The 24,712-nt window shown below is 65.4% G+C and carries 23 protein-coding genes; 6 read left to right on the top strand and 17 right to left on the bottom strand.

Features of this window, described 5'->3' with window-relative positions; all coding sequences use genetic code 11:
* The 10 genes from K8I04_10775 to K8I04_10730 form a co-directional block, all read right to left on the bottom strand.
* The coding region (locus tag K8I04_10775) for a pentapeptide repeat-containing protein (protein MBZ0072193.1) at positions 1-154 on the bottom strand (154 nt) is incomplete at its 3' end.
* Positions 155-191: 37 nt separating this feature from the next.
* Positions 192-659: a hypothetical protein gene (locus K8I04_10770; protein ID MBZ0072192.1), complete on the bottom strand. Its 468-nt coding sequence runs from the start codon at positions 657-659 to the stop codon at positions 192-194.
* A gap of 59 nt (positions 660-718) precedes the next feature.
* Positions 719-2,185: a twin-arginine translocation signal domain-containing protein gene (locus K8I04_10765; protein MBZ0072191.1), complete on the bottom strand. Its 1,467-nt coding sequence runs from the start codon at positions 2,183-2,185 to the stop codon at positions 719-721.
* Positions 2,186-2,214: 29 nt separating this feature from the next.
* Positions 2,215-2,739 carry a TlpA family protein disulfide reductase gene (locus K8I04_10760; GenBank protein ID MBZ0072190.1) on the bottom strand — a complete coding sequence of 175 codons (525 nt, stop codon included), beginning with the start codon at positions 2,737-2,739 and terminating at the stop codon, positions 2,215-2,217.
* 439 nt (positions 2,740-3,178) lie between these two features.
* Positions 3,179-3,346, bottom strand: coding sequence for a hypothetical protein (locus K8I04_10755; GenBank protein MBZ0072189.1), 168 nt, complete (start codon positions 3,344-3,346; stop codon positions 3,179-3,181).
* On the bottom strand, positions 3,343-4,575 hold the full coding sequence (locus tag K8I04_10750; GenBank protein MBZ0072188.1) for a sigma-54 dependent transcriptional regulator: 1,233 nt from the start codon (positions 4,573-4,575) through the stop codon (positions 3,343-3,345). The genes K8I04_10755 and K8I04_10750 overlap by 4 nt, the downstream gene beginning before the upstream one ends.
* On the bottom strand, positions 4,572-7,208 hold the full coding sequence (locus tag K8I04_10745) for a GAF domain-containing protein (protein ID MBZ0072187.1): 2,637 nt from the start codon (positions 7,206-7,208) through the stop codon (positions 4,572-4,574). Before K8I04_10745 ends, K8I04_10750 begins: the two co-directional genes overlap by 4 nt.
* Before the next feature lie 83 nt (positions 7,209-7,291).
* On the bottom strand, positions 7,292-10,411 hold the full coding sequence (locus K8I04_10740; GenBank protein ID MBZ0072186.1) for a CusA/CzcA family heavy metal efflux RND transporter: 3,120 nt from the start codon (positions 10,409-10,411) through the stop codon (positions 7,292-7,294).
* Positions 10,412-10,420: 9 nt separating this feature from the next.
* Positions 10,421-11,584 (bottom strand): efflux RND transporter periplasmic adaptor subunit, encoded by a 1,164-nt coding sequence (locus K8I04_10735; GenBank protein ID MBZ0072185.1) that lies wholly within the window; start codon positions 11,582-11,584, stop codon positions 10,421-10,423.
* Complete coding sequence (locus K8I04_10730) at positions 11,574-12,410, bottom strand: efflux RND transporter periplasmic adaptor subunit (protein MBZ0072184.1); 837 nt, start codon at positions 12,408-12,410, stop codon at positions 11,574-11,576. Before K8I04_10730 ends, K8I04_10735 begins: the two co-directional genes overlap by 11 nt.
* A 359-nt stretch (positions 12,411-12,769) precedes the next feature.
* Between K8I04_10730 and K8I04_10725 the strand changes: the two genes are divergently transcribed.
* From K8I04_10725 to K8I04_10710, 4 genes are all read left to right on the top strand, one after another.
* Positions 12,770-14,035, top strand: coding sequence for an alginate export family protein (locus K8I04_10725; GenBank protein MBZ0072183.1), 1,266 nt, complete (start codon positions 12,770-12,772; stop codon positions 14,033-14,035).
* Positions 14,036-14,388: 353 nt separating this feature from the next.
* The gene (locus K8I04_10720) at positions 14,389-15,459 is read left to right on the top strand and encodes a homoserine O-succinyltransferase (GenBank protein ID MBZ0072182.1); all 1,071 of its coding nucleotides are present in this window, start codon (positions 14,389-14,391) and stop codon (positions 15,457-15,459) included.
* A 138-nt stretch (positions 15,460-15,597) separates the two neighbouring features.
* Positions 15,598-16,017, top strand: coding sequence for a hypothetical protein (locus tag K8I04_10715; GenBank protein MBZ0072181.1), 420 nt, complete (start codon positions 15,598-15,600; stop codon positions 16,015-16,017).
* A 318-nt stretch (positions 16,018-16,335) separates the two neighbouring features.
* Entirely contained in the window at positions 16,336-16,821 is a 486-nt protein-coding gene (locus K8I04_10710) for a glycine zipper 2TM domain-containing protein (GenBank protein MBZ0072180.1), read from the top strand.
* An 81-nt stretch (positions 16,822-16,902) separates the two neighbouring features.
* Here the strand turns inward: K8I04_10710 and K8I04_10705 are convergent, their stop codons facing one another.
* The 7 genes from K8I04_10705 to K8I04_10675 all read right to left on the bottom strand — a co-directional run bounded on the left by K8I04_10705 (position 16,903) and on the right by K8I04_10675 (position 22,420).
* On the bottom strand, positions 16,903-17,733 hold the full coding sequence (locus K8I04_10705; protein ID MBZ0072179.1) for a metallophosphatase family protein: 831 nt from the start codon (positions 17,731-17,733) through the stop codon (positions 16,903-16,905).
* A 212-nt stretch (positions 17,734-17,945) separates the two neighbouring features.
* A complete protein-coding gene (locus K8I04_10700; GenBank protein MBZ0072178.1) occupies positions 17,946-18,167 on the bottom strand; it encodes a hypothetical protein in 222 nt (73 codons plus the stop codon).
* Positions 18,168-18,335: 168 nt separating this feature from the next.
* Positions 18,336-19,064: a hypothetical protein gene (locus K8I04_10695; GenBank protein MBZ0072177.1), complete on the bottom strand. Its 729-nt coding sequence runs from the start codon at positions 19,062-19,064 to the stop codon at positions 18,336-18,338.
* 357 nt (positions 19,065-19,421) lie between these two features.
* Positions 19,422-19,634 (bottom strand): acetyltransferase, encoded by a 213-nt coding sequence (locus K8I04_10690; protein MBZ0072176.1) that lies wholly within the window; start codon positions 19,632-19,634, stop codon positions 19,422-19,424.
* Entirely contained in the window at positions 19,631-20,347 is a 717-nt protein-coding gene (locus K8I04_10685) for an RNA polymerase sigma factor (protein ID MBZ0072175.1), read from the bottom strand. The genes K8I04_10690 and K8I04_10685 overlap by 4 nt, the downstream gene beginning before the upstream one ends.
* Before the next feature lie 49 nt (positions 20,348-20,396).
* The gene (locus tag K8I04_10680; GenBank protein MBZ0072174.1) at positions 20,397-20,987 is read right to left on the bottom strand and encodes a ferritin-like domain-containing protein; all 591 of its coding nucleotides are present in this window, start codon (positions 20,985-20,987) and stop codon (positions 20,397-20,399) included.
* A gap of 128 nt (positions 20,988-21,115) precedes the next feature.
* The gene (locus K8I04_10675; GenBank protein ID MBZ0072173.1) at positions 21,116-22,420 is read right to left on the bottom strand and encodes a TIGR03862 family flavoprotein; all 1,305 of its coding nucleotides are present in this window, start codon (positions 22,418-22,420) and stop codon (positions 21,116-21,118) included.
* 503 nt (positions 22,421-22,923) lie between these two features.
* Between K8I04_10675 and K8I04_10670 the strand changes: the two genes are divergently transcribed.
* On the top strand, positions 22,924-23,802 hold the full coding sequence (locus K8I04_10670) for an AAA family ATPase (protein ID MBZ0072172.1): 879 nt from the start codon (positions 22,924-22,926) through the stop codon (positions 23,800-23,802).
* 171 nt (positions 23,803-23,973) lie between these two features.
* A partial coding sequence (locus tag K8I04_10665; GenBank protein MBZ0072171.1) for an AAA family ATPase occupies positions 23,974-24,712 on the top strand: 739 nt, incomplete at its 3' end.

Below are 24,712 nucleotides of genomic sequence, written 5' to 3'. Positions count from 1 at the left end.
GGGTGGCCCCCTCCAGATCCGCACCCATCAGGTTGGCCCCGGAGAGATCCATCTCATCCAGATCACACCCAGGACAGGCATTGGTGGCAAGCAGTCTCTCGACCGCTGCCCCACCGGTTTCGGCGGCCTCTGCGGCTGACGCGCCGCTCTGCATCAGCAGCAGCGCCAGACTCAGGGCCAACGCCGTGCGTTCAATGGTCCGCATGCGAGTGCCCGGTGTCCTCGTCGGCTGCAGACGCAGGCTTGGTCACCTCGGCGAAGCGCAGTTGCAGCGGCGGCTGACCGCGCATGCTGAGCGTGAGCACGGCACGCGGCGCTTCCGTGGCGACGATGCGCGCGTCACTGCCGCGCAATTCGCTCTCACCCTGCGGCTCGAGCTCGACGATGATGCGCTCACCATCCTGCAGCAGCAGAAGTTGGCCACGGGCACCTGCGGTCGTTTGTGGAGCATTGCTATGATCCATCACCCAGACGGTGACGGAGCCTTCGTTGACGACCAGTTCCAGGTGATACGGACCGGACATGCGCAACATGCCGCCATGTGCACCACCCATGGCATCGAGGACATCATCGGTATGCGCCTGCGCCACCAACGGTGCCAGCAACAGACCCGACATCAGCAAGAGCATCCGTGCGAGAAGATTGCGATATTCAAGCATTAGCAAGCTCCAGGAAATTAGGGGATGCGGCCCGGCTAACCGGGCCGCATCCATGGGTACTACACCGAGGTACTGCGGGAGGACTTGAGGCCTTCCCAACTCTCCGGCACCACGACGTGATCGTGCATACCGCCCGGGCTGGGCAGGCGCGCGACGATCTCGTTGGAGTCGGCGTGGATTACCACCAGACCCGACTGGCCCGCCTGGTGGCCGCTGTACACCGTGGTGATGTACTGACCATCGACGGTGCAGTCGCAGGTGTGCGGGTCCGGACCGGTATCCCACTTCGCCACCACCTTCCAGGTCTTGGGATCGACCTTGCAGATGAAGCCGTTGTGCGGCTTGCGCGCCCAGATGGTAAAGAACGCCCAGCGTGAGTCCGGCACGTTGCCCATGTGAAGCGGCAGATACTTGTTGCCGAAGCCCTCAACGAACGCCTCCTTCTTCCACTTGAGCGGATCGGGATCCGTCGAACGGTACACGGCGATGTTGTTCTGCAGCACGTTGTTGCAGGCGAGGAAGTATTCACCGCTGGTGATGAAACCGGCCTCGTGCAGGGGGGTGAGCACGGACGGCACCGAGTAGGTCCAGGTGTAGCCCTGCTGCTTGACCAGCGGGAACCTGTCCGGGGCACCCTTGGCGGTGGACAGCAGCGTCAGCACTTCCCAGGTGTCAGTGTTGATGATGGCGCAGCAGCCGTGCCGACGGATCAAGATGGCACCCAGCGGTAACTCCGGGTGCCAGGTGAAGGCATCGACAAACACTGCGGTCGGATCGGCCGGCATCAGCTCCTCACCGAGCATCGCCTCGTGGCTGGTCTTCATGCCCTTGCGGTCGTTGTAATCGAACTTGCCGGTCGACTGGTCAGGGAATACATGGGAGATGTTGACCTGGCGTGCGACCGGATCGTAGTCCACCCTGAAGGCCTTGACGACCTTCGGGTTATCGCTGATGTCGGTGATCAGGACCATGTCCTTCTGACCGTCGGCGAAGGCCACGTACTTGTTGGCGTTCGGACCAACACCGATGGACACGTGCACGCCCAGATCCATACCGGTAACCGCACCGATGTCGGCGACCATCGAGATCTTGTTCTGCGCACCGCTGCCGTCATAGTGCATCTTCCACATGCCGAACCGACCGCGGTCACGCCACTCTGGCGAGTTCTCATTGACGTACGGAGCAGCCGGCGGCTGCATGGTCTGATAGAAGTCAAAACTCTGGTAGGGATCCGCGGACGGCAGGGCCGCGATGTGGTGCGGGATGGGCATGTCGATGCCCAGCAGGCCGTAGTTGAACCATGCCATGGTCTCGGGCACGCTCAGGTCCAGGGCCGAAACGGCGCCGCTGTACTTGCCGGGCAGCAGAATCACATTGCCCTTGAACTCCTTGAACAGGCTGTGCTGGCGTTCGGCCGAGGCATCGTGCACGGCAGCCGAGGCGGAACGCATGCCGAGCCCACCGGCGGCGCCGGCCACGCTGGCGGCCATTGCGCCTTTCATGAATTTGCGTCTGGAAATACTCATTCCTGTTGTCCTCCGGTCGATGATGTTGCTCAGATGCTCGCCTTAGACCAGTCCTGCGGACCGACATAGACGTTTTCCACCTTGCCGTCCGCGCCGATCACGTACACAGTCGGCAGACCGCGGAAACCAAGTTTGTTGGACAGACCCTTCGGGTCCAGTGCGTCGTTGGGTGCGACATACATGGGGAGTTTGATGCCTTGCTCCCGTTTCACTACGCGCACGGTACGCGCCGTCTCCTTGATGCGGTCGCCGCCGAGCAGCCCGGTTCCCACCAGGTCCGCGTTCACAAACAACAGTTGGGCCTCGGAGTCACCCGTCTTACTGGCTGCCTGCAGCTTCTTCAGCTCATCCACAGACACGGCCACGGACGAGATGAAGAATGCGAGCACCGTACGCTTACCGTTGATCAGCTTGCTTACATCGAGCTTCTTGCCATCTTCGCTGTAGATTTCCCAGTCAGTCGGGAAGGTATCGCCCGCCTGAGTACCCTGGGGATAGACCTCGCCACCGACCTGATCGGCCGTCGGGAAGATGCCGTCCTTGCTGTCGGCCAACGCAGGGCCCGGTGCGTACAGAGCGAGCAACAGCGCACTCGTGACGACCGAACACCCGACATGGAGCCGGCTGCGATTGGCCGGATGTCTGGATGTTGTCATGTTGAAACCTCCTTCCGTTCATTGTGCATTTGAGGGTGATGGCCAGCATCGCCACGCAGGGCCCCCCGCAATCGGCCCCGAACGCGCCGCTTCGCAGTGGCCTGTCGGAGGTAACCTATATCAAGTCCCGTGCCAGCATGACCACAGGATATAGGTCCATGATTTTATGGGAAATGAGCGTAAAGTGTGGGATTTGCCGCGCTCACTCGTTCCACATTGGAACGGATGGAACGGGCGCGGCAGGTTTCAGGAAGGAACGGAACGGGGGTTGCTCCCGCCAGTTTGTGGGGATTCTCCCAGGCACGCGGCGTTCGCGCTGATGGTCGGGTGGCGCGCGCTATCGACGCCGCGCCGCACCCCGCGGGGCGCGGCGGATGTCATACTGCCGCAGCTTGCGCCAGAGCGTGGTGCGGCCGATGCCGAGGCTGCGCGCAACCTCGGAGAGGTTGTCATAGCGATCCAGTGCCGCCTCGATGGCCTGCTGCTCACTGTCGGCGAGATTCAACGGTGGAGCAGGCTCCGTGACACCCTGCCACCCTGCCCACCATGCCCACCATGCCCACCACGCGTGCCGCCGGCGCGCTGCAGGATCTCCTCGGGCAGTGCGTCGATATCGATGCGGCCGTTGGGGGCGGCGAACACCACCATTTGTTCGACCATACTCTCCAACTGGCGTACGTTGCCCGGGAAGGGATAGTTCAGCACCTTGGTCAGCGCCGACGGTGTCAGTGTCAGCGGGCCGCGACCATGCTTCTTGGCGTACTGGTGCAGGAAGCTTTCCAGTAAACGTTCAAGATCCTCGCCACGTTCCCGCAGCGGCGGCAGATTGATGCGGTAACCATTCACGCGGTAGTACAGATCCGGCCGGAATTCACCGTTGGTGATCAGCTCCGAGAGATCGCGATTCGCCGCTGCGATGACCCGGATATCGATCTTGCGGGCGCGATTGGTACCGACGCGGCGGATCTCACGCTCCTGCAGCACACTGAGCAGCTTGGCCTGCATGGCCAGCGACAAGGTATCGATTTCATCGAGAAAGATGGTGCCGCCATCGGCCGTCTCGAACAGACCCTGACGTGCCTCGGTAGCACCGGTGAAGCTCCCCTTGGCGTGCCCGAAGAGCTCGCTCTCCAACAGCTGCTCGGGCACGCTGGCGCAGTTGAGGCTGACGAAGGGCTGCTCGGCGCGCTGGCCACGCTCGTGGATGTAGCGCGCCAGCATGCTCTTACCGGTGCCGGTCTCACCCGTGATGAGGATACTCAACTCGGTGCGGGCGATGCGTTCGGCGCGGATCAATACACCCTGCATCACCGGGCTGACGGCTACCAGCCCGGTACCTGCGGCCGACACAATATCGGGCTGTGTCGCGGTTGCCAGCGCATGTGCCTGCTGGATCTTCTCCAGGATTTCATCTTCGCCGAACGGCTTGGTGAGGTAGTCATAAGCACCGAGACGCATGGCCTCGACGGCGGTCTCGATGCTGCCGTAGGCCGTGATCAGGATCACAGGCAGCTGCGGGTACTGAGTCTTCACCTCCCGCAGCAGCTCGTTGCCGGACATTCCATCCATACGCAGATCGGTGATCAGGACGTCGTAGCGCGCGTGTTCCAGCAGTGCCAGCGCCTCGCCGCCGCTGGCGGCCTCGCCGGCCTGCATGCCGGCGTTCTCCAGCAGCAACACCAGACTGCGGCGCGGACTGCGTTGATCGTCGACGACCAGGGCCCGCAGCGTCATGACACCAACTCTGCATCCGCTGCGGCGACCACCGTGGACACGGGAAACCGCAGCGCGAAACACGCGCCCGGGGGGCCCCATACGCGCAGCCGTCCACCCCAACCCTCGACATGCTGGCGCACGATGGCCAGGCCAAGCCCGGCCCCCTGCGAGCGCTGGCTGAAGAACGGCTCGAAGATATGGGCCCGGTCCGCTGCCAGGATGCCAGGGCCGTTGTCGGCCACGGCCAGGAAGACGTGACCGTCGCGCTGCACCAACCGCACTCGGACACGGCCGGCGCCTTTGATGGCCTGCGCGGCGTTGAGCAGCAGATTCCACAGTAGCTCCTGGAAACCGTCAGCATCGAACAACACCGCCCCGCACTCGCCCCAGATCTCCTGCTCCACCGCGACCGGCAGGCCTTCGTGGCGGATATGCTGCTCTACACCTTCGCAGACACGGCCGACGAGCGTGTCCAGGTGCACCCGTGTCCGCATCTGCCGCGGCGAGCGCCCGAAGCTGAGGAAGTTGCGTGTCAGGCGATCCAGCCGCCGCACCTCATCGTCGATGATCTCCATGGCCGGCATGGCGGCCTCGGGCTGACCATGAATGCTGCGGCGCAGCACGGCCAGACAATTGTTGATGGCACTGAGGGGGTTGCGGACTTCGTGGGCGACGCTGGCGGCCATCTGGCCAAGCACGGCGAGGCGCTCGGCGCGCACGCGGTCCTCTTCGGAACGCCGCAGCTGCTCGTTGGTGCGCCGCACCGCCGCGTAGGCGCGGGCGTTGGCGATGGCTACGCGCACCTGCTCGGCCAGGAGTTCACCCTGCTCCAGGGTGGCACTGCTGAACGGCACACGGTCCAGCCGCATGATCAGCATCACCGCGATGAGCTCGGCGCCGTCCAGCAGCGGGAATATGGCCAGCGCCCCCCATACACAGCCGGGCGTACCCAGTGGAAAGGGTGCCGCCTGTGCCGGCTCCGGTTTCAGCAGCGCCAGCGGCCGACCCGACTCGCGCAGTTGTGCGAACAGCGCCGTCCCTTCGTCTGACACCACCCAGGTGGGCTGTCCGGTGGCCGGATCGAGCACCGCGGAACCCAGCAAGCAACGACTGGCCATGTGCATACCCTCGCCGTCCTCCCCGGCCAGCAGGATCGCCGAACCCTCGCTGTGCAACATCTGCGCGCTCTCTCTGCAGACGGCCTCCAGCAGCTGCGACAGATCCAGCGTCGAGCCGAGCATCGCCGCCACCCGCGACAACGCGGAGCGGAAGGCTACGGCCTCGGTCCAACGGTAGTGCAACAGGGCATTGTGCACGATTGACCCGATCTCGGCGGCCACGGCATCCAGCTGCCCGTGCCGCACACGTGCCGGGACATCTTCCTGCACGTGCATGCGCAGATAGCCGAACACCTGATCGTGCGCACGTAGCGCCAGGCACATGCAGGTATGGGGTAGGCTGGTCGGTGTGCAGGTATGCACCAGCTCGTCGCCGCTGCCGCCCACGGCCCGCGCCAGGCGCACGCAGGGCGTATGTTCGGGACTGACCTCGACCTCCCAACGTAACCCCTGATGCCGTATGCCACGCGCCAGCTCCGCCGCCTCATCATCTGGCACCCGCAGTATGAGCGTGTAACGACACGGCCCCAACAGCTCCACCAACGCGACCTCGATAGCGGCCAGCGTCTGATCCAGGCTGCGGGCATTGATGCTGGCATTGACCATGGCGTTGCGTATCTGCAGCTCATAGTGCATCAGGCCCAGCTCGTCATGCGTGTGTCGCAGCTCGCGGTTGGTGACGACCTGCGCGACCCGTGCCCGCTCGACCGCCCGCAACGCCACGACCAACGCGGCGGCGATCACCACCACGGTGCCCATGTACAGGCTGGCCTTGACGGCGTGCCAGGTCCACCAGGTGGAGTCCCACAGGTGCGAGAAGCGAAACAGGTACGCACTCTCGCCGAACAGCATGAGCATGCCAGCGGCGACCAGCACCAGCCGCTGCCGGGTGGCGCGGTAGAACAGAAACGCCAACAGGGCAGCGACGGCGTAGAGCGCGCCAGAGAGCTCATGGGTACGACGCGCCAGCGCCGAGAAGTCGTACATACCGTCGACATGCCCATCCGGCAGGACCGTGTGGTAGGCGACGGCCACCGCGACCAGCGCCGCGAGCATGAAGGCGACCTCGCTGGACAGGCGCAGTGTCGATGTAGGCGGTCGGTGGGCGCGATAATAGCGCACCGCACCCATGCACAGCAGGGCACCGCCTAAAAAGATGGAGAGGGTGTGCGATCCGACGAACAGCCCCGGGTGTTCAGCCGGCGGGGTGGCGGCATGGAGGATATCGAGCAGCCCCATCAGCAGGAAGCCGAGCGCGAACAGGTTCAGCGAGCCGCCCTGATAAGGGCGCGAAAGCGCCATGATCAGGGCGGCGATCAGGAGCGCGGTGACCCCACAGAACAGTTCGACAATGGCATGCGTACGGACGTCGATGTAACGCGCGGGGCCCGCGCTGTCGTCACCCCCCCAGAGCAGCAGGAGTGGCGAGACGACCAGCAGCAGGACCCAGCCATACAGCAGCCAATTCTGCCACTGACCGTGGCCGATCACCTTATCCTGGTGCCGCTGACCTGCCATCAGGGAATAATTCATAACGCCTCACTGCCTGGCGAAAACCGCGAAAATCCTGGTGCCTCAGCATAGCAACCGCCCACCGGGCTGCCAACCACACAGCCTCAGGGTCCGGCCGGTGCGCGCAGCAGGTTGGGCCAGCGCCGCAGCGCCCAGGCGAATCCGGACGGCAAGACGAACAGATTCAGCAAGGTGGAACTGACCATGCCGCCGAGCAGGACGATCGCCAGCGGCCGCTGCAGCTCCTTGCCGGTCGGATCCCCCACCAGGAATGGGATAACCGCCAGTGCTGTGGTCAGCGCTGTCATGGCAATGGGCAGCATGCGGTCGAGCGCACCCTGCACGGCGAGCGCCGCCGCGTCGGCGGAGGCGTCACCGTTACGGGCTGCGACCCACTGGTAGCGCGAAATGAGCAGAATACCGTTGCGCGTAGCGATACCGAACAGGGCGATCAGGCCGACCAGCGACGAGACGCTCAGCGTCTCTCCGGCGATCACCAGCGCCAGCACGCCGCCCACCAGCGCGAACGGCAGATTGGACAGGATCAGTCCCACCAGTGGCAGTTGCCGGAAGGCGCGTAACATCACAGCGAATACCAGCAGTATCGCGATACCTCCGGCGATCAGCAGGTCGCGCAGGGCGCGCTGCTGCCCCTCCCAGTCGCCGCCGTACTCAAGGGTGTAGCCGGTGGGCAGCACCAGGGCCTGTTCGACCTGCTCGCGCACGTCGTCCACCACCGCACTCAGATCACGGCCGGTGACGTTCCACTGCACCACCGCGCGGCGCGCACCGCCGTCACGGTTGATCATGTAGGGCTCCTGCACCACGTCCACCTGGGCGACGGCCCGCAACGGCACGACCACGCCCGCCGCGGTCTGCAGCGGCAGGTTGCCCAACACATCGAGGTCCGCACGCGCAGAGGCCTCGATGCGTACGTACAGATCGTACGCACGGTCGCCCTCCAGCACCTGCGACACCACCACGCCATTGAGCGCACCGCCGGCCTGGCGCACGACCTCACCGGGTGTGATGCCGTAGGCAGCCGCGGCTTCACGATCCACCCGCAGATCGACACCGGGCACCATCACCATCGGCTCGGCCTGCAGATCGACCACGCCGGCGACGCCCTGTACGGCGGCGAGCAGCTCCTGCTGCAGGTGCGCCAATACATCGAGGTCCGGGCCATAGACCTTGGCGACCATCTGTGACCGTACACCGGACATGATCTCCTGCATGCGGTGGGTGATGAATTGCGAGACGTTGATGGCGGCACCGGGGATCCCGCTGAGCTCCCCGCGGATGGTATCCATCGCGGCAGCCACGTCATGCACGTTCTCCTTCAGCGTCACGTCGAACTCACTGAAGTTCACCGGCTGCGCATCCTCGTCCAGGCGTGAACGCCCAGCGCGCTGGGCCACCATGGCGACCTCGGGCATCGCACCCACCAGGCTTTCCACCTGACGTCCGATGCGCAGACTTTCCTCCAGGGAGGTGCCCGGCATCAGCGTCATGGCGATAACGATGTTACCTTCATGGAAGGCCGGCAGGAACGAACGGCCAAGCGTGAAAATCAGCACCAGGCCAAGGGCGCTGGCGCCCAGGGCGGCACCGAGGATGGCCCGCGGGCGCGCCATGGTATACGCCAGCGCACACCGATAGACCCCCAGCAACCAGGTCACGAATCTGCCCAGGCCGACCCGCTCGCGTGCATAACGGCCACCGAAGAAGTACGAGCACAGTACCGGCACCAGGGTCAGGGCCACCAGCAGCGAGCCGGCAACGGCCGCGAGGTAGGCGATGGCCAGGGGCGCGAACACCCGCCCCTCGATGTCACTCAGGAAGAACACCGGCAGGAAGGTCAGCACGATGATGACGGTGGCGAACACCACCGAGTTACGGATCTCACTGGAACCCTCGAAGACGATCTCCAGCGTCGGCAGCGGTGCTGTGGCCTGTTGATTTTCGCGCAGGCGCCGCAGGATATTCTCCACATCGATGATGGCGTCGTCGACCACCTCGCCAATAGCGAACACCAGGCCGCCGAGGGTCAGCGCATTGAGGCCGATGTCCAGCAACGACAGCACCAGGACACCCATCATCAGCGAGGTCGGTATGGCGATCAGGCTGATGACCGTCGGTCGCCAGCGCACCAGGAACAAAAACAGTACCAGCGCGACGATCAGTGAGGAATGCAGCAGGGCATCCTCCAGGTTGTCGATGGAACGGTCGATGAAGCTCGCCTGACGGAATACATTGGGGACCAGCTCGACACCCTCGGGGAGCGTGGTCGCCAGGTCGCGCAATGTCTCCTCGACACGCTGCGTGGTCGCCAGGGTGTCGCTGCCCCACAACTTGGAGACCGTACCGATGACCGCCGGCCCGCCGTACATCTGACCGTCACCGCGCTTGATCTCGCCGCCAAAGCGCACCTCGGCGACATCGCCGATGGTCAGCGGACTGCCCTGCACCAGACCGAGGGCACTGCGTCCGATATCGGCGAGTGAGTGCACACGCGCCTCGCCGCGTACGAAATACTCTTCCTCGGGTGTCGGGAACACGAAGGCGGCCGGGGCGACGCTGTTGGCATCGCGCGCCGCGTCCACCACGCGTGTGAACGGCAGCCCGAGGCGCATCAGGGCAGCCGGATCGACCTGCACCTGATACTGCTTGACCTCACCGCCGACGGCGACCACCGAGGCCACACCTTCCTGGGCCAGCAGACGGTTGCGGAACTCCCAGTCGACCAGACTGCGCAACTCGTAGCTGCGGTCCTGACCCGACCAGTCGACCAGCGCGAACTTGAGCAACCAGCTGATCGCCGAAGTCACCGGCATCAACTCCGGTGGGCGCACACTGCCGGGCAGGCTGGCGCGGGCGAGCTGCAGGCGTTCCTGGGCGAGTACACGAGCATGGAAAATGTCGGTATCGGCAGCGAAGACGATGGTGATGCGCGACAGGCCGATCGACGAATTCGAGCGGATCTGCTCGACATTCGGCATGCCCTGCAAGGTGACCTCCAGCGGTCGCGTCACCAACAGCTCGACATCGCGTGCCGCGAAGCCGGGCGCCTCGGTCTGGATCTGCACCTGTGGTGGGGCGAATTCGGGGAAGACGTCGACGACCATGCGCCCAAGGGCGAACAGTGCAGCAACCGTGAGCACGGCATACAGCAGCAGGATGACGACACGGTTGCGCAGCGACCAACCAATGATCCAGTCGAACATCTCTCCCCCTCAGTGATGGTGATCGTCGGCGTGGATGCCGGCGCGCAGCAGCCGATAGGCGCCTTCGAGCGCCATTTTTCCATGAGTTACGACCGCAGTGCCCGGCTGCAGACCAGCCACCGGGACCCAATCGCCGACGGCAGGACCCGGCTCTACCATGCGCCGGACATAACTCCCCGGTTCGGTCTGGACGAACACCACTGTGTCCAGGCCCTGGCCCATGAGGGCCGCGCGCGGGGCCCAGGCCTCCTCCGCGCGCGGCAACAGCACCTCGATGTCCAGGGGCTGGCCGGGATACAGACCATCCCGCTCCTCCAGCTTCACGAACACACGGCCCAACTGGCGCAGGTCATCGAGTGCCGGCGACAGGTCGTGTACAGGGTATTCGGCGGTCTTACCGTCGGGCAGCCGCAAGCGTACGCGCACGTCACCGGGGCGTACGCCGGCAAGGTCGTCCGGAAACAACAGGCCCTCGACCCACAGTGGCCGATCGTCGGCGATGATGCGCGCGATGGCGCGCCCCATGACCACGAACTGCGCCATCGTACGATCGCCGGCACTGAGCAGTTCACCGGGCTGTACCAGCACCTCGCTGATTACGCCATCGATGGCCGCATCCACGACAATGCCTTCCAGCGTCTCACCGGTCTTTTCGAGCTGCTCGATGTCCTCATCGCTCAACCCCCACCAGCGCAAGTTCTCGCGCGCATCCTTCATGAAATTGGGAAGTCGTCCCTCACCACTCAGGATATCCAGCCTCTCCTCGTTGCCGAGCAACGCGACGAAGGCCTTCTGGACGAGCACGAATTCCGGGCTTTCGATCAGTGCAACCGGATCACCCGCACGCACGTGGCTACCGGGGCGGACGTAGATCTCCTTGACCTGACCGCTGATGAAGGCGTTGACATCGTGCACCGCCGCTGCAGGCGCGATGACGCGACCGATACCAGCACGGCTCTCGACGACGGTGCGGGCCTCTACCGCCGCCACCCGGATGAGGTCGCTGTCGGCCCGAATCTCATTTACAACCTCGCCCGCCATCTCACCAGACGCGGCAGCGGCCCCCGCAGGACCCTGCCCGGCGCCGGCGGCGAACGCCGATGCGTCCGAGTGGGCCAACACGGGACCGGCGCACCACACCAGGAGAACGGCACAAAACAGTTCAGTGCGCATGCTCTTCCTCCCCGAGCTCCAACGACACAGTAAGACGTTGGCCGTTGCGCAGTCCCAGCAGCGATGCGCTGGCCAGCGGCCGCAGGCGCACCGTGCGCCGCATCCCGGTCGCATCAACCAGCGGCACGATCTCCTCGATCGACGCCTCCAGTGCCGCCGTCTCCGGAGACAGGTGTAACCAGACCGTGTCTTCCGGCTGCAGGCGCGCGGCCTGTGCCAGCGGCAGCTGCGCCTCGATCAAAAAGGCCTCGGGATCGGCAATACGGAACAACGTGGTACCACTCAGGCTGAACAACCCCGACTGGGCGCCCGGGTTGATCACCTGGCCCTCGGTGAGGGAGACATCGACCAGGTAACCATCCTGCGGCGCATGGATAGCCACGCGGGGTACCGGCGCGCGGGTATCCTCCACGGCACGTATGTCGTCCTCGCTGAGACCGCGCCACTGCAGGCCCATGCGGCCCTCGATCAGTTTCTCCTCCGCCGTGGTGCTGAAGGCCTTGACGAGTTCGAGGTTGGCGAAGGTCTCGGCGTAGGTCCGCTGAATGGTTTCCAGCTCGGCACTTTCGAATTCCGCCAGCACCTCACCCTGCGTAACGGCCCGCCCCGGATAGAGGTTGCGCAGTGCGACGATGCGCGCATTGACCTTGAGCACCACGCCGACGACCTCGCGGGGATCGACCCGCACCTGTGCCGCATAGCGCGGCGGACCGACATCCTGCGCGACGGCCCCCATCGCTGTGGCGCCGCCGGCAAACGCGCCCGCGTCGCTGTGCGCGTAGACGACGGCCGGCAGCAACGTGCACAGCGCGCACAGACGTCTCATGAAAGCCATTCCAGTCATGTCATCTCCTCGGCATAGGCCCGCCAGCTGCAGCAGCGCGCCCAGTTGCCTCGGAGCAACATCCATGCCACGGAAAAATCTCCGGCAAATCCGTGGGCCGCCTGTTTCAGCACGCACCAATGTTTCACACGCATGTTCCGAGTTGGAACGCGCCCGGGCGAAAACACACAGTGCGGCGCGCAAGCACTGGAAATTCCGATACGAATGGCCTTGGCACAGCCATTGCTCGCCGCCTGCACCGAGTACCGCGCGGCGATGGGAGGCGCGGTGGATATAACACACGCCAGCAGACAACCATAAGAGCAATGCATACCACCATCACCCACAGGAGATCGATGCACATGTCACTCACCATCACCCGCGTTACAGCAGGGGTCGCGGCCTGCACTGGACTGCTGCTGATCGGCGGCACCGCGACTGCCGATCAGCACCCGCAGGCCGGCAGCCTGCTGGAGGCCGTGACCGACGGCAAGGTCTACGGCCAGGTACGGCCGCGCTACGAGTTCGTGGACGACGAAGTGCTCAGCGACAAGGCCCATGCGTTCACGATGCGTACCAGGCTGGGCTACGAGACCGCTGGCTGGAACCGGTTCAGTGCCGTGGTGGAATTCGAGGATGTACGCGCCTTCGGCAGTGAGAAGTTCAACAGCACCGTCAACGGCCACACGCAGTACCCGGTCGTGCTGGACCCGGAATCCACTGAGGTGAACCAGGTCTTCCTGGCCTATTCCGGGTTGGCCGACACCACGCTGCAGCTGGGCCGGCAATACATCACCTTCGACAACGAGCGTTGGGTGGGCCCGGTCGGCTGGCGGCAGAATTCGGTGACCATGGATGCCTTTACGGTATCCAATCAGTCCCTGCCCGACACTACGATCTACTATGGCTACGTCGACAACGTGAACCGCCTGTTCGGCGAGGACCACCCCACCCTCAGCGACTGGGACATGAACAGCCACCTGGTCCACGTCACCTACAACGGCCTGGCCTTCGCCAGGATCGTCGGCTACGGCTACTTCCTCGACTTCCAGGACCCGGCCTTCGAGGCGCTGTCGACGCGCACCCTGGGTCTGCGCCTGGACGGCAGCCACGCCATCAGCGACACCATGAAGCTGCTGTACACCGCGGAATATGCCGATCAGACGGATTACGCCGACGGCAGGCCGGGCGACGCGGATTACTACTGGTTGACGCTGGGCCTGGGTTTCAAGCAGTTTGAGGTGAAGCTCAATCAGGAACGGCTCAGCGGCAACGGCACCTACAGTCTCAGCACGCCGCTGGCGACCGTGCATGCGCAGAACGGTTGGGCCGACAAGTTCCTCGCCAACCCTGCCGACGGGTTGATCGATACCAGCGTGGCAGCGAGCACCGCAGTCGCGGGTGTCAAACTGGTCGCGATCTACCACGACTACCAGAGCGACAACAGCAGCTACGACTACGGCGATGAATGGAATCTGCTGGCAGTCAAGCCGATCAATAAAAACCTGAAGGTACTTGCCAAATTCGCGGACTACTCGGCCGACAGGAACGCCACCAACGTCGCCCGCAACCCCGCTCAGCGCACCGACGTGCAGAAGTTCTGGCTGATGGCGGATTTCACCTTCTGAACCAAGTCCGAGAGCGGACCCCTCCCGCCCGGGAGGGGTCTCTTATGGGGCTCGGCCGCTACGCTCGAAGCCCGCATCGTCGGGTAGCCGGCCGCCCGGCATGCAGCACACCGACCACCGCATCTCCGATATAATCCCGATTATCGCCTGCGACCCCGAAGCACGCGCGAGCCACTGACACACAGAACATCTCTGCAGCGGCTGCGCACCAGCTCGCGAGTGGTGCCAGCCCGTGTGAAGCGTATGGCTTTGTCAGCGTTTCCCGTGTCCCTCCGTGGCCGCAACGATGTTTTTGGGATAATGTGCCTGCCGCACCGCTACGACGCCGCACATCCGCTGGAGAGATTCTGCCCATGCCCCTGGTCGCCAATTCAGATTTGCCCGCCTTCGCCCGCCTGCAAGAGGAGGGCGAGACCATCGTGCCCGGCGAGGATGCCGTCCATCAGGATATCCGCGAGCTGCACATCGGCCTGCTGAACATGATGCCGGACGCCGCCCTGGCCGCGACCGAGCGGCAGTTCTTCCGCCTGGTCGGTGAGAGCAACCAGATCGCGCAGTTCTATATGCACCCGTTCACCCTGGACGCACTGGAGCGCGGCACGGAGGGGCGCGCGCACGTGGAGCGCTATTACGAGACCTTCGGCCAGATCAAGGAGGCCGGCCTCGATGCCCTGATCGTCACCGGCGCCAACGTCCAGGGCACCGAACTCGCCGAACAGCCCTTCTGGGAGCCGCTGATCGAGGTGATCGACTGGGCCTACGAGAACGTCACCTCGACGCTGTGCTCCTGCCTGGCGACGCATGCGGTGCTGCAGTTCCGCTATCATCAGAAGCGCCGGCCGCTGGGCTTCAAGCGCTGGGGGGTGTATTCGCACCAGCTGGTCGATCGCCGCCACCCGCTGGTGCTGGGCGTGAACACACGCTTCGACGTGCCGCATTCGCGCTTCAACCAGATCGACCGCAGTCAGTTCGAGGCCGCCGGTCTCACCGTGCTGGCCGAGAGCGCCGCGGCCGGGGTGCACCTCGCCGTCAGCGAGGATGGCTTCCGGCTGGTATTCCTGCAGGGGCACCCCGAATACGACAGCATCAGCCTGCTCAAGGAATACAAGCGTGAGGTACAACGCTACGCCAGCGGTGCGCGTGCCGACTATCCACCCTTTCCCGACAACTACTTCGGCCTGCAGACCCAGGCCATCCTGGACGAACACCGCGTGGCCCTGGAGGCCGCCCTCGCCACCGGCCGGCCACCGCCGGAACTGCCCGAGGCGCTCATCGTGCCGCAGATCGACAACACCTGGCACGACACCGCCGAGGCGATCCTGAACAACTGGGTCGGCAAGGTCTACCAGACCACCGCTGCCGACCGCCGCCGGCCCTTCATGGAAGGACTCGACCCGAACGACCCCCTCGGCCTGCGGGACTGACCCGGACGCCGCTCGCCCGGGGCGGCCGCACCCCTCCCAAAGTTTTCCTGGACAGATCGCTCCAGCTGGCTAATATTCCGCCACGCGCCCTGGCGGGCGCACCCATGGAGTCCATCTTTCAGCGTTCAGGTGAACACAATGTCGGGATCGTCCAAGAACAGAGGCGCCCTCTGGTACGGCTACCTGGAGGCCGGTGACAAGAGTACTGCCGTCGTCCGTGATACACAGTTGGACACGGGCAACCGTAAGACCACCTATCTTTTCAATCTCGCACGCAACGAGATCCTCGAGTACACCCGCGCGGTCGTCGAGCCCAAGCTGCGCGAGCTGAAACCTGCCGAGGCCAAGCTGATCGATACGCTGGACGCCGCCTACGACACGGCACGGCGTACCTTCAAGCATACCCATGCCCGCCCGTTGAACATCCCGGAGCACACCGCTCCTGCAAAAGCCGCAAAGCCCGCCGACGAAGAGGGCCGGGGCGACTTCTATCCTGACACAGGGGGCGATCGGGACGATGCGGATGCCTGGATCGATAGCGCGGAAGAAGAGGCCTGAGTACCGCTGGCGGCTGACCGCCACCACGGGACGCACCGTGCCGACGGCGGCGGGTAATGACACGTACGTAAGCCGATGTCTTGGAGCAATGGCCACGGAACAACACGGACCGGATTCAATAGATAAGCCCAGGAGCGGCCCGCAGTTGGTTTGAGGGCTTTATACAATACGCTTTTCCCATGTTGTTCCGTGTACTTCCGTGGCCAGGAATGGTCTGCGTACGTGACAGTGCCGTTAAGGCGGCGTTCAGATTCAGGCTGCTAGTCTGCTTGCCAACGCCCGGGGGTCCCGGGCCGGGACACCACAAGGAGACAAGCGATGAACCGACTGCAACGCGTCCTGATCAGTCTCGCCGTGAGCGGCGCCACCCTGGCCGCTGCCCCGTTGGCACACGCGGACAAGGTGATCGTGAACAACCACTACTATGGCAGTCACGACAACGCCTACCGCTACGACGAACGCCGCCACCCGCGCCACGACAAGCACCGGCGCAAACATCAGCGGACGGTCGTGCACGAACACCACTATTATCCGGAACCGGTGGTCGAGCGGGTCATCGTGGTGGAGCGGCCGGTGTACGAACCGGCCCGTTACTATGACGAGCCGCGCTACTACGGCGACGAACCGGGCCGCTATCCGCCGGCCGCGGACGGGTACCGTTCGGCCACGCCGATGATCGTCGGCGGCATTATCGGCGGCGTACTCGGTAATCAGGTCGGCAAGGGTCGCGGCAAGGATGTCGCCACCGTGGCCGGCGCGATCCTCGGCGGCTCCATCGGCCGCGATACCGGTTATCGCCGGTAGCTGGACTCAGGATCGTGCGACTGCAGCGGCGCTCCCAGGGGCCTGTCGGACGTGGGGCTGATCCACTGTGCCGGCAGGCCCCTAGAGTGCACGCAGATAGGCATCGACCGCCGCGGTCACGCTCAGTTCGCGACCCTTGACTGCCTCGAGGTAGCGCTGCCGCCACGGTCCGAGATGGGTGCGCGATTGCCGCAGTTCGAGATAGATCAACCGCGCGATGGGGCCGGCCTCGACCAGAAAGCCGCTGTCGATGAAATCCCGTTCCGCCTGCGCCTTGTCATAGACTACTCGTGCGATCTCGGCCTGCCAGCGGCCGCCGATCAGGGTGAAACGACCATATGCGGCACGCGCATCACCGTCCATGGGCTGGCCGACCGAACCGGTATTCACCACCAGCGTACCGTTGAAACGCCGCAGCAGCGGCCTGTGGGTGTGCGAGCCGATGAACAGGTCGCGCGGCTCACCCAGCTTGGCGGGCAGATCGTCGTCGCGGGTACGCACCGAGATGCCGTCACGGTTGCCGAGCCGTGAGCCGTGGGTGACGAGCACGGTCGCACCGCCCTCGAGGTCCGTCAGGTCGAGTTGGTCACCCCAGGTGCGGATCTCGTCCACGGCCGCACCCAACTGCCACCGGGCCCAGTCGGCGAAGCGGTCGATGTCGTGGGTCGGACTCTCCGGATCGGCCGGCTCGTCAGCGCAGCGCAACACATAGGTTTCATGGTTGCCCGTCAGGAAATGGGCATCAGGCGCGCGCGCCTGGAGCAGGCGCAGACACTCGAGGCTGTAGGGACCGCGGCTGACCAGATCGCCGTTGACGATCAGCCGCTCGGCGCCCCAGCGCTCGATGTCGTCAAGGACCGCGGCCAACGCCGGGACGTTCCCATGGATGTCGGAGAGGACAGCGAGTTTCATAGTGCCATACGATACCACGCCGGCCGGCGGATCAGACCCCGGATGGGGTCTGCGTCGACGCATTCGAGCGGTTTTCCTGGCGATCTGCGGGGGTTTTGACAGGATTTCCGGGGGCACGCAAGGCCGCATCGGCCGCGAGACCCACACGCCGGCGCCGCCGTGCCGCATGGCCCGTGTCTCGCGTGACCGAACGGTCCGCCGGGGCTTCGCCCTCAGCAGGGCATCACGTCGGCATGCAGCCCCAGACGGCTGAGCTGACGCAGGATGGACATCGGCATACTCCGATGCGGGTCGTACTCCACCAGCAGGTCGTGCGGCTGACCGGCATTGACCTCCACATCGGTCACATGTGCCAGTTGCCGGAGTTCTGCGCCGATGTCATCGAGCTGATGGGCATCCAGCTCTTCGTTGATATGGATGTAGATGGTGTTCATTTCCGCCTCCTCAACCACGCGGTTGTCATCATTGCCTTACCTCCAGTATAGAGCTGGTATGGAGCGACGTAGAGTGACATGGCGTGATTGGAGCGGCTCTGATCGCCGTGGTTCGGCCGGTCGACACTATCCCGGCCATGTTCTGTCCCCTGGCGACCGGCGCGGCGGTCACGGTGTCGTTTCACCATCCTCCGGCGTTGCCGTCTCCTGGCCCTGGAAACGCTCCAGGGCGGCGCGCAGGGTTGCATTCTCGGCCTGGAGTGCCGCGTTGGCGCGTTCGAGCTCACCGATGCGGGCCGTATAGTTGTCATAGGTCTCCGCGGCCTCGCGCGCGCCGCTGGCCATAGCTTCTTCCAGCTCCGCGACCCGGGCGGCATAACTCGCGTAGGCCGCGGCCGCCTCGCGGGCCGCGTCTCCGCCGGCCTCCAGCTTCGCCATCTGCTCGGCCAGGATGCGCTTTTCCTGTTCCAATTCACCAATGCGCACCTCGTAGCTGCGGTAGGCGTCAGCCGCCTCCGTCGCGGCCGTGGCCCCGGGTTCGTACTCGTCGAGCCGGGCCTGTAACTGCAGCCGTTCCTGTTCAAGTTCGGCCACGCGCGCCTCGTAGCCGTGATAGGCGGCGGCCGCCTGCTCCTCGGCCGACCGCGACTCGCGCTCGAGTTCACCGATCCGCGCCTCATAACTGTCGTAGGTCTGCGCCGCCTGCCGCGCGGCATCCCCGTCCACATCCTCCCGTACGACCGCACCGCGGTCCGGCACCTCGATGCCGGGCTCCGGATCGGGCAACAAGGATGCGATCACCAGAAACAACAACGCGGCCACGGCCGCGAGCTTGGCCTTGCCGACATTGGATTCGTCGTTCCAACTGGCCTTGATCCATTCGAAGATTCGGTTCACGTCTCCCACCCCACCTTTTTTGATATTGTTCAGCCTCGATCCACAGCCGCGGGCCACCGCCCCACCCCTGTGGACCCAGCGATACTAGTGACTGCGGTCATCACAAATCAAGCGGGGATCGCCATGCGTGTCGCCAAACTTGACGCCGATCTCAGGGCCGCGGCCGCCGGGCACGGTACGCATTGGCTGGGGGTGCGGGCGAAGACGCCCAGACGAAACATTCCAGGTGGGGTATAGCGGTGGCGTGCACCGCGGCGCTGCACCGCATACATTCAGATACTGGTACTCGGACAGCAGGCACACGTTGCTTTCGGGCTGTTTATACGCGTTCCGTGTGCGTGGCGGCCGATCGGGCCGTCAGCGACCCTCTGCCGAAGCACCGGGATCGACAGCGTCGCTAGCGACGGTATCGATCCCGGCCGCCAGACGATCGAGATCCAGCGCCTTGATCGCCTGCAGCGCATATTCCCAACGGCCTTCATGACACAGCCCCAGGATGCCGGCCTCTTCGTAGGCGGCCAGCGCGGCCTCCACACAGGCACTGCGCACGACCTCGGCAAGCGACTTCATCGCGGCTGGGGCTCGCCACGGATCCGCGCCAGCACCTGCGCCACCACGCGGTCGCAATGCGTACCGCCGAACTCGAAGGCATCCGCGGCCGCGGTATCCACGACCTCAGCCAGCTGACGCTGCAGCAGCAGGCGTGCCCGATGCAAGCGTGTCTTCACCGTGGCCGGCGGCAGATCGAGGCAATAGGCGGTCTCTGCGGTATCCAGCTGCTCCACCATCCGCAGCACGAATACGCTGCGAAACGGCTGCGGCAACGCATCGATGGCGGCCTCGATCAATCCCCGCAGCTGGGCGCGGCCGGCCAGCTGCTCGGGGCCCGGGGTGGAGCGTGCTCCATCGTCGCTTGTCGCCATCTCCAGTTGCTCCTCGTCGCCGACCAGGGTCAGCCGGCGGCTACGTCGCAGACGCATATACGCCTCGTTGACCGTGATGCGCGCCACCCAGGCGGCAAAGCCGGCCGGGCGCGTCAGTTCGGCGAGCCGCAGCCAGGCCCGTACGTAGGCCTCCTGGACGATGTCCTCAGCTTCATCCGCATCGCGCACCACGCTGCGTGCCGTACGGAACATGCGGCGGTTGTGGCGGCGCATCAGCAACTCGAAGGCGTGCAGATCCCCGGCACGCACCTGTGCCACCAGTGTGGCGTCATCGGGTACGTCCGCCGCTACCGCCGGGGCACGGCGCGCAGCCTGTGCCCACAGTGCCTGCTCTGTCATGGGAATGTCCCTCCAGCCGCGATCATCCAAGCATAGCCGACGGTCGTGCTCATGACACAAACGCCGTCGGCACCGGGTCCTCGCCCAGCACATAGCGCAGCACCGCCCAATGCATGGCCTCGTCGCCCAGGATACTGGCCGCGGCCCTGGCCAGCGCGCGATCACCGAACTGCGGCACGGCCCCCAGATAGGCGCTGACCGCGTCACGCTCCAACCCGGCGGCGAAACGCAGCACATCGGCCTCGTTCTTCAGCTGATCGACGGGAAAATCGTAACGGTCGCGCGCCTCGACCGGCGTCGCACCGAGCTGCATCACCGTGCCGCGCAGCAGGTCGGCATGCGAGCGGTGATGGCCCTGAAACTGCAACGCCAGCCGCTTCGCGTCCTTCCCCAGCAGACCGCTCTCGGCCCCGACCTGGTAAGCCGCGATCGCCTCCAACTCAGAGCCGATGGCTGCATTGAGAATGGTGATATCGCCGCTGCCCACCTCACCGGCCCGCAGGGCCAGGCGCGGCGCACCGCCGAGCAGTGCCACGGCGGCGGCCGAGAGTGTCAGGCCGCCGGCGCCCGAGACGAAGCGGCGGCGGGGGATGTCGATGATGTCCGTGGTCACACGGGTCTTACCGGTCAGGTCTTTCATGGCGATTCTCCAGTTGTGCAGTTACCTGTGAAGGCGTTACCGGCAAGATGCACGAGGGCGGAGAAAGGTTCCCGCAGGCGAAAGTGGATGGCCGCGGAGGGGGGCACGGATACCCAACCACGCCTGAATCAACTGCTGCCGAGCGGCGCATCGCGGCTGGCATCGGACGGGGGCGACCTGTTCACAACCGGTGCGGTGGCCCGCAGCCAGGCCAGCGCGCCCGTCCCTGCCGCACGGCCGCTGGCGAAACAGGCCGTCAGCAGATAACCGCCGGTGGGGGCCTCCCAGTCGAGCATCTCCCCGGCGCAGAAGACACCGGGCAGCGCCTGCAGCATCGACCGTTCATCGAGTGCCTCGAACGGCACGCCGCCGGCGCTGCTGATCGCCTCGTCGAGCGGGCGCGGCGCGAGCAGTCGCAACGGCAGCGCCTTGAGCGCCGCCGCCAGTCGCACCGGATCGGTGTGGACCTCCGCCGCCAGGCACTCGCGCACCAACCCGGCCTTGACGCCTGCGATGCCCGCCTGGCGCCGCAGGTGATTGGCGAACGAGCGCGACCCGCGCGGCCGGGCCAGGGCCGCGGCGAGCTGCGCCGCATCCCGTCCCGGCACCAGATCGAGTTCGAGGCAGACACTGCCATCGGCCTCGATACGGTCCCGCAAGGCGGCCGACAGCGCATAGATCACGCCGCCCTCGATACCGCTCCCGGTCACGACGAACTCGCCCTGCCGGCGTAGCGTCCGGCCCTGCGCGTCCGCACAGTTCACCACCACCGACTTGACCGGCTGTCCGGCGAAACGCGTACGGAAATGTTCGCTCCAGCCGACGTCGAAGCCGCAATTGGACGGCCGCAGGGGCGCGACCGTCACACCCCGCCCGGCCAGCAGCGGTACCCAGGCGCCGTCCGAACCGAGCCGCGCCCAGCTGCCGCCGCCCAGGGCGAGGACGACCGCGTCCACCGCCAGCGTCGACTCACCCTGTGGTGTTGCGAAACGCAACGCACCGGTATCTGCCCAACCCAGCCAGCGGTGCCGCACATGGAAGCGTACCCCGCCGGCGCGCAGGCGCTGCAGCCAGACACGCAGCAGCGGTGCCGCCTTCATGTCGACGGGGAAAACACGCCCCGAGGTGCCGACGAAGGTCTCTATGCCCAGATCGTGGGTCCAGGCCCGCAGATCCGCGGGGCCGAAGGCCTCCAGCAGCGGCGCGATCCGCCCGCGATGCACACCATAGCGCTGCAGAAAGGCCTCCTGCGGCTCGGCATGGGTCAGGTTCATGCCGCCCTTGCCGGCCAGCAGGAACTTGCGTCCCACCGACGGCATGGCGTCAAAAAGCGCCACACGCATCCCGCCCCCGCTGAGCACCTCGGCGGCCATGAGGCCGGCGGGACCACCGCCGATCACGGCGATCAAAGGGCTAGGGGTGTCGGGGGTCATGGGGCTGGGCGGGAGGTGTGAGGCGTGAGGAGTGAGGTGTAAAACCCATTATGGCCACGGAAGCACACGGAAATACACGGAAAAATTTATTGCCAAAGATGTACAGGCATTGTTCCCGGCTCGAGCGTTTGGGGATCTGAAACGGTCCTGGCTTTTCGTGACCGGCCCCGATCTGTCGATGTCATGGGGCTGGGCGTGAGGAGTTAGGCATAAAACCCATTATGGCCACGGAAGCACACGGAAATACACGGAAACATTCATTATTGAAAACCCGGGAGTGGAATGGTTTTACCACGACCAGCGGCTCGAAGAGCCCGGCCCACAGCCTCGCGCACAACCCATTGTTCCGTGTTCTTCCGTGTGCTTCCGTGGCCAATATCTTTTCTCCTCACGCCTCACGCCTCACCCCCCACCCCATGCTACCCCGCGGCACTCGCAGCTGCGATAATGGCGCGTCCGCCCCAGTTAAGGTATCCGGGGCTGCGTACACCAGGATCACGACCATGGACATGGAACTCGCCGTCCGTGCGAGCAAGGCCTTCCCGCTACAGGCCGACCAGCGGCCACTGTATCCCGCTGTCGGCCACCGGCAGCTGCTGGAACGGCTGCGGCAGAGTCTCCTCGGCGGCCATCACCTCAACTGTCTGACCGGTCCGCCGGGCAGCGGCAAGACGGCACTCCTGCAGGCATTGCACACCGACCTCGGCGCGTCCGCTGTCCTGGTGCTCGCGCCGGTGCCCGGAGCCCTCCTGCAGCATCTCACCAAGACCTTGGGGTTGGATGTGCGCGGCGACACGACGACCACCGTGCGGCGGCGTCTCGCCATGACCCTGACGGCCACCGGTCGTCATCGCCGGCCGCTCACCCTGCTCATCGACGATGCCGATCGGTTGCAGGCAGCGGATCTCGACGTGCTGTTCCACTTCTTCAATCCAGGCTGTGCGCACATCCTGCTCGCCGGCCGGCCGGTGCTCGCCAGCTTCTTCACGCACGCGCAGCCGCGCTCCACCCTGCCCCGCGCGGAACACATCCACCGGCTCGAACCCCTTGCCCCGGCGGATACCGCCGGCTACATCCGCCACCGGCTGACACAGGCGTGTCTGCCCGCCCATCTGTTCGACGGCGAGGCGAACGCTGCGGTGCATGCCTATACCGCGGGGCTGCCGCGCAGCATCAACCGATTGTGTGCCATTGCGCTGATGGATGCCGGCCGACGCGGCGACGAGCGCGTGACCGCGGCGCAGGTACGTGCCGTGGTGTTGCGCGCACCTGCCGGGACCTATATCGAACCACTCCAGCCTCTGCCGCCGGCCATCGCCAGGCTGCGTGCGCTGAAGGACGCTGAGCGTCCGGGCAACGCCCCAGACCAGGTCACGGGATAAGACGACAGAAAAAAGGCCCCTGCCGCCGGCGCCGACCATCCGCTTGATGGACGTTTGCAGCGGTTCTCTGGCATGCGCATCACCGGTCCGGATTGTATAGTTACCCTGGCACTGACAGGTGAAAACCGTGCGGCGACCTCCACCACCCACTGCCGCAGGAAGGAGTAGCACATGGCTCAGGACCCGGCCGCCCGCACCCCGGCCACCCGCACCAGGGACGCTTTCCCTTTCAATCCCGACCGGGTGCCGCTGTTCCCGGTCGACAGCCAGCAGCGGGCACTCGCTGGCCTGCAGCAGGACATCGCCGCGGGTCTGCACCTGCTGTGCCTGACCGGCCCACCGGGCAGCGGCAAGACCGCCGTCCTGCAGGCGCTGCGGGAGACGGCATCCGTGGCGGTCATCGGTCTGATCTCCGCGCCGACACCGGGACGGCTGTTGTTCGATACGGCCAAGGCGCTGCACGTCGACGTACCGGGCGACAATGAATCGACCGTACGACGACGGCTGGGCATGCGTCTGATCGCCTCGGACCAGCGCCGCAACCGGCCGCTGCTGCTGATCGATTCGGCGGACAGGCTGCTGCCGAAAGACCTCGATCTGCTCTTCCATTTCTTCCCACGAGGCCACGCCAGTGTCGTCCTCGCCAGCAGCGACGACCCCACCGCATGGCTGGCCGCCCGCGTCGGTGCCGCGGCGCCGCAGGTGGACCGCAGTTACGCTCTCGACCCCCTGTCCGCGGCCGAGACCGCGGGGTATATCCGTCACCGTCTGCGCGCAGCGTCGCTGCCGGAGGATCTGTGTCCGCCGGATACCATCGCGACCCTCTACGCACACAGTGAAGGCCTCCCCCGGCGGATCAACCAGCTGTGCGCCGCAACACTTGCGCAGACCGACGTGCGCGGCGCCGGCA

The organism is Gammaproteobacteria bacterium, from assembly GCA_019911805.1.
Lineage (GTDB): Bacteria > Pseudomonadota > Gammaproteobacteria > Thiohalobacterales > Thiohalobacteraceae > JAHJQQ01.
Note: the sequence above shows the minus strand (reverse complement) of the source record. Positions and strands in the feature narration are given on the sequence as shown.

Excerpts from the sequence above, each read along its gene's own strand:
- K8I04_10720 (MBZ0072182.1), top strand. The coding sequence starts at position 14,389 with ATGCCCCTGGTCGCCAATTCAGATTTGCCCGCCTTCGCCCGCCTGCAA.
- K8I04_10670 (MBZ0072172.1), top strand. The coding sequence starts at position 22,924 with ATGGACATGGAACTCGCCGTCCGTGCGAGCAAGGCCTTCCCGCTACAG.
- K8I04_10700 (MBZ0072178.1), bottom strand. The coding sequence starts at position 18,167 with ATGAACACCATCTACATCCATATCAACGAAGAGCTGGATGCCCATCAG.
- K8I04_10740 (MBZ0072186.1), bottom strand. The coding sequence starts at position 10,411 with ATGTTCGACTGGATCATTGGTTGGTCGCTGCGCAACCGTGTCGTCATC.
- K8I04_10730 (MBZ0072184.1), bottom strand. The coding sequence starts at position 12,410 with ATGAGACGTCTGTGCGCGCTGTGCACGTTGCTGCCGGCCGTCGTCTAC.
- K8I04_10725 (MBZ0072183.1), top strand. The coding sequence starts at position 12,770 with ATGTCACTCACCATCACCCGCGTTACAGCAGGGGTCGCGGCCTGCACT.
- K8I04_10735 (MBZ0072185.1), bottom strand. The coding sequence starts at position 11,584 with ATGCGCACTGAACTGTTTTGTGCCGTTCTCCTGGTGTGGTGCGCCGGT.
- K8I04_10750 (MBZ0072188.1), bottom strand. The coding sequence starts at position 4,575 with ATGACGCTGCGGGCCCTGGTCGTCGACGATCAACGCAGTCCGCGCCGC.
- K8I04_10705 (MBZ0072179.1), bottom strand. The coding sequence starts at position 17,733 with ATGAAACTCGCTGTCCTCTCCGACATCCATGGGAACGTCCCGGCGTTG.
- K8I04_10765 (MBZ0072191.1), bottom strand. The coding sequence starts at position 2,185 with ATGAGTATTTCCAGACGCAAATTCATGAAAGGCGCAATGGCCGCCAGC.
- K8I04_10710 (MBZ0072180.1), top strand. The coding sequence starts at position 16,336 with ATGAACCGACTGCAACGCGTCCTGATCAGTCTCGCCGTGAGCGGCGCC.
- K8I04_10680 (MBZ0072174.1), bottom strand. The coding sequence starts at position 20,987 with ATGAAAGACCTGACCGGTAAGACCCGTGTGACCACGGACATCATCGAC.
- K8I04_10770 (MBZ0072192.1), bottom strand. The coding sequence starts at position 659 with ATGCTTGAATATCGCAATCTTCTCGCACGGATGCTCTTGCTGATGTCG.
- K8I04_10745 (MBZ0072187.1), bottom strand. The coding sequence starts at position 7,208 with ATGAATTATTCCCTGATGGCAGGTCAGCGGCACCAGGATAAGGTGATC.
- K8I04_10715 (MBZ0072181.1), top strand. The coding sequence starts at position 15,598 with ATGTCGGGATCGTCCAAGAACAGAGGCGCCCTCTGGTACGGCTACCTG.
- K8I04_10675 (MBZ0072173.1), bottom strand. The coding sequence starts at position 22,420 with ATGACCCCCGACACCCCTAGCCCTTTGATCGCCGTGATCGGCGGTGGT.
- K8I04_10690 (MBZ0072176.1), bottom strand. The coding sequence starts at position 19,634 with ATGAAGTCGCTTGCCGAGGTCGTGCGCAGTGCCTGTGTGGAGGCCGCG.
- K8I04_10685 (MBZ0072175.1), bottom strand. The coding sequence starts at position 20,347 with ATGACAGAGCAGGCACTGTGGGCACAGGCTGCGCGCCGTGCCCCGGCG.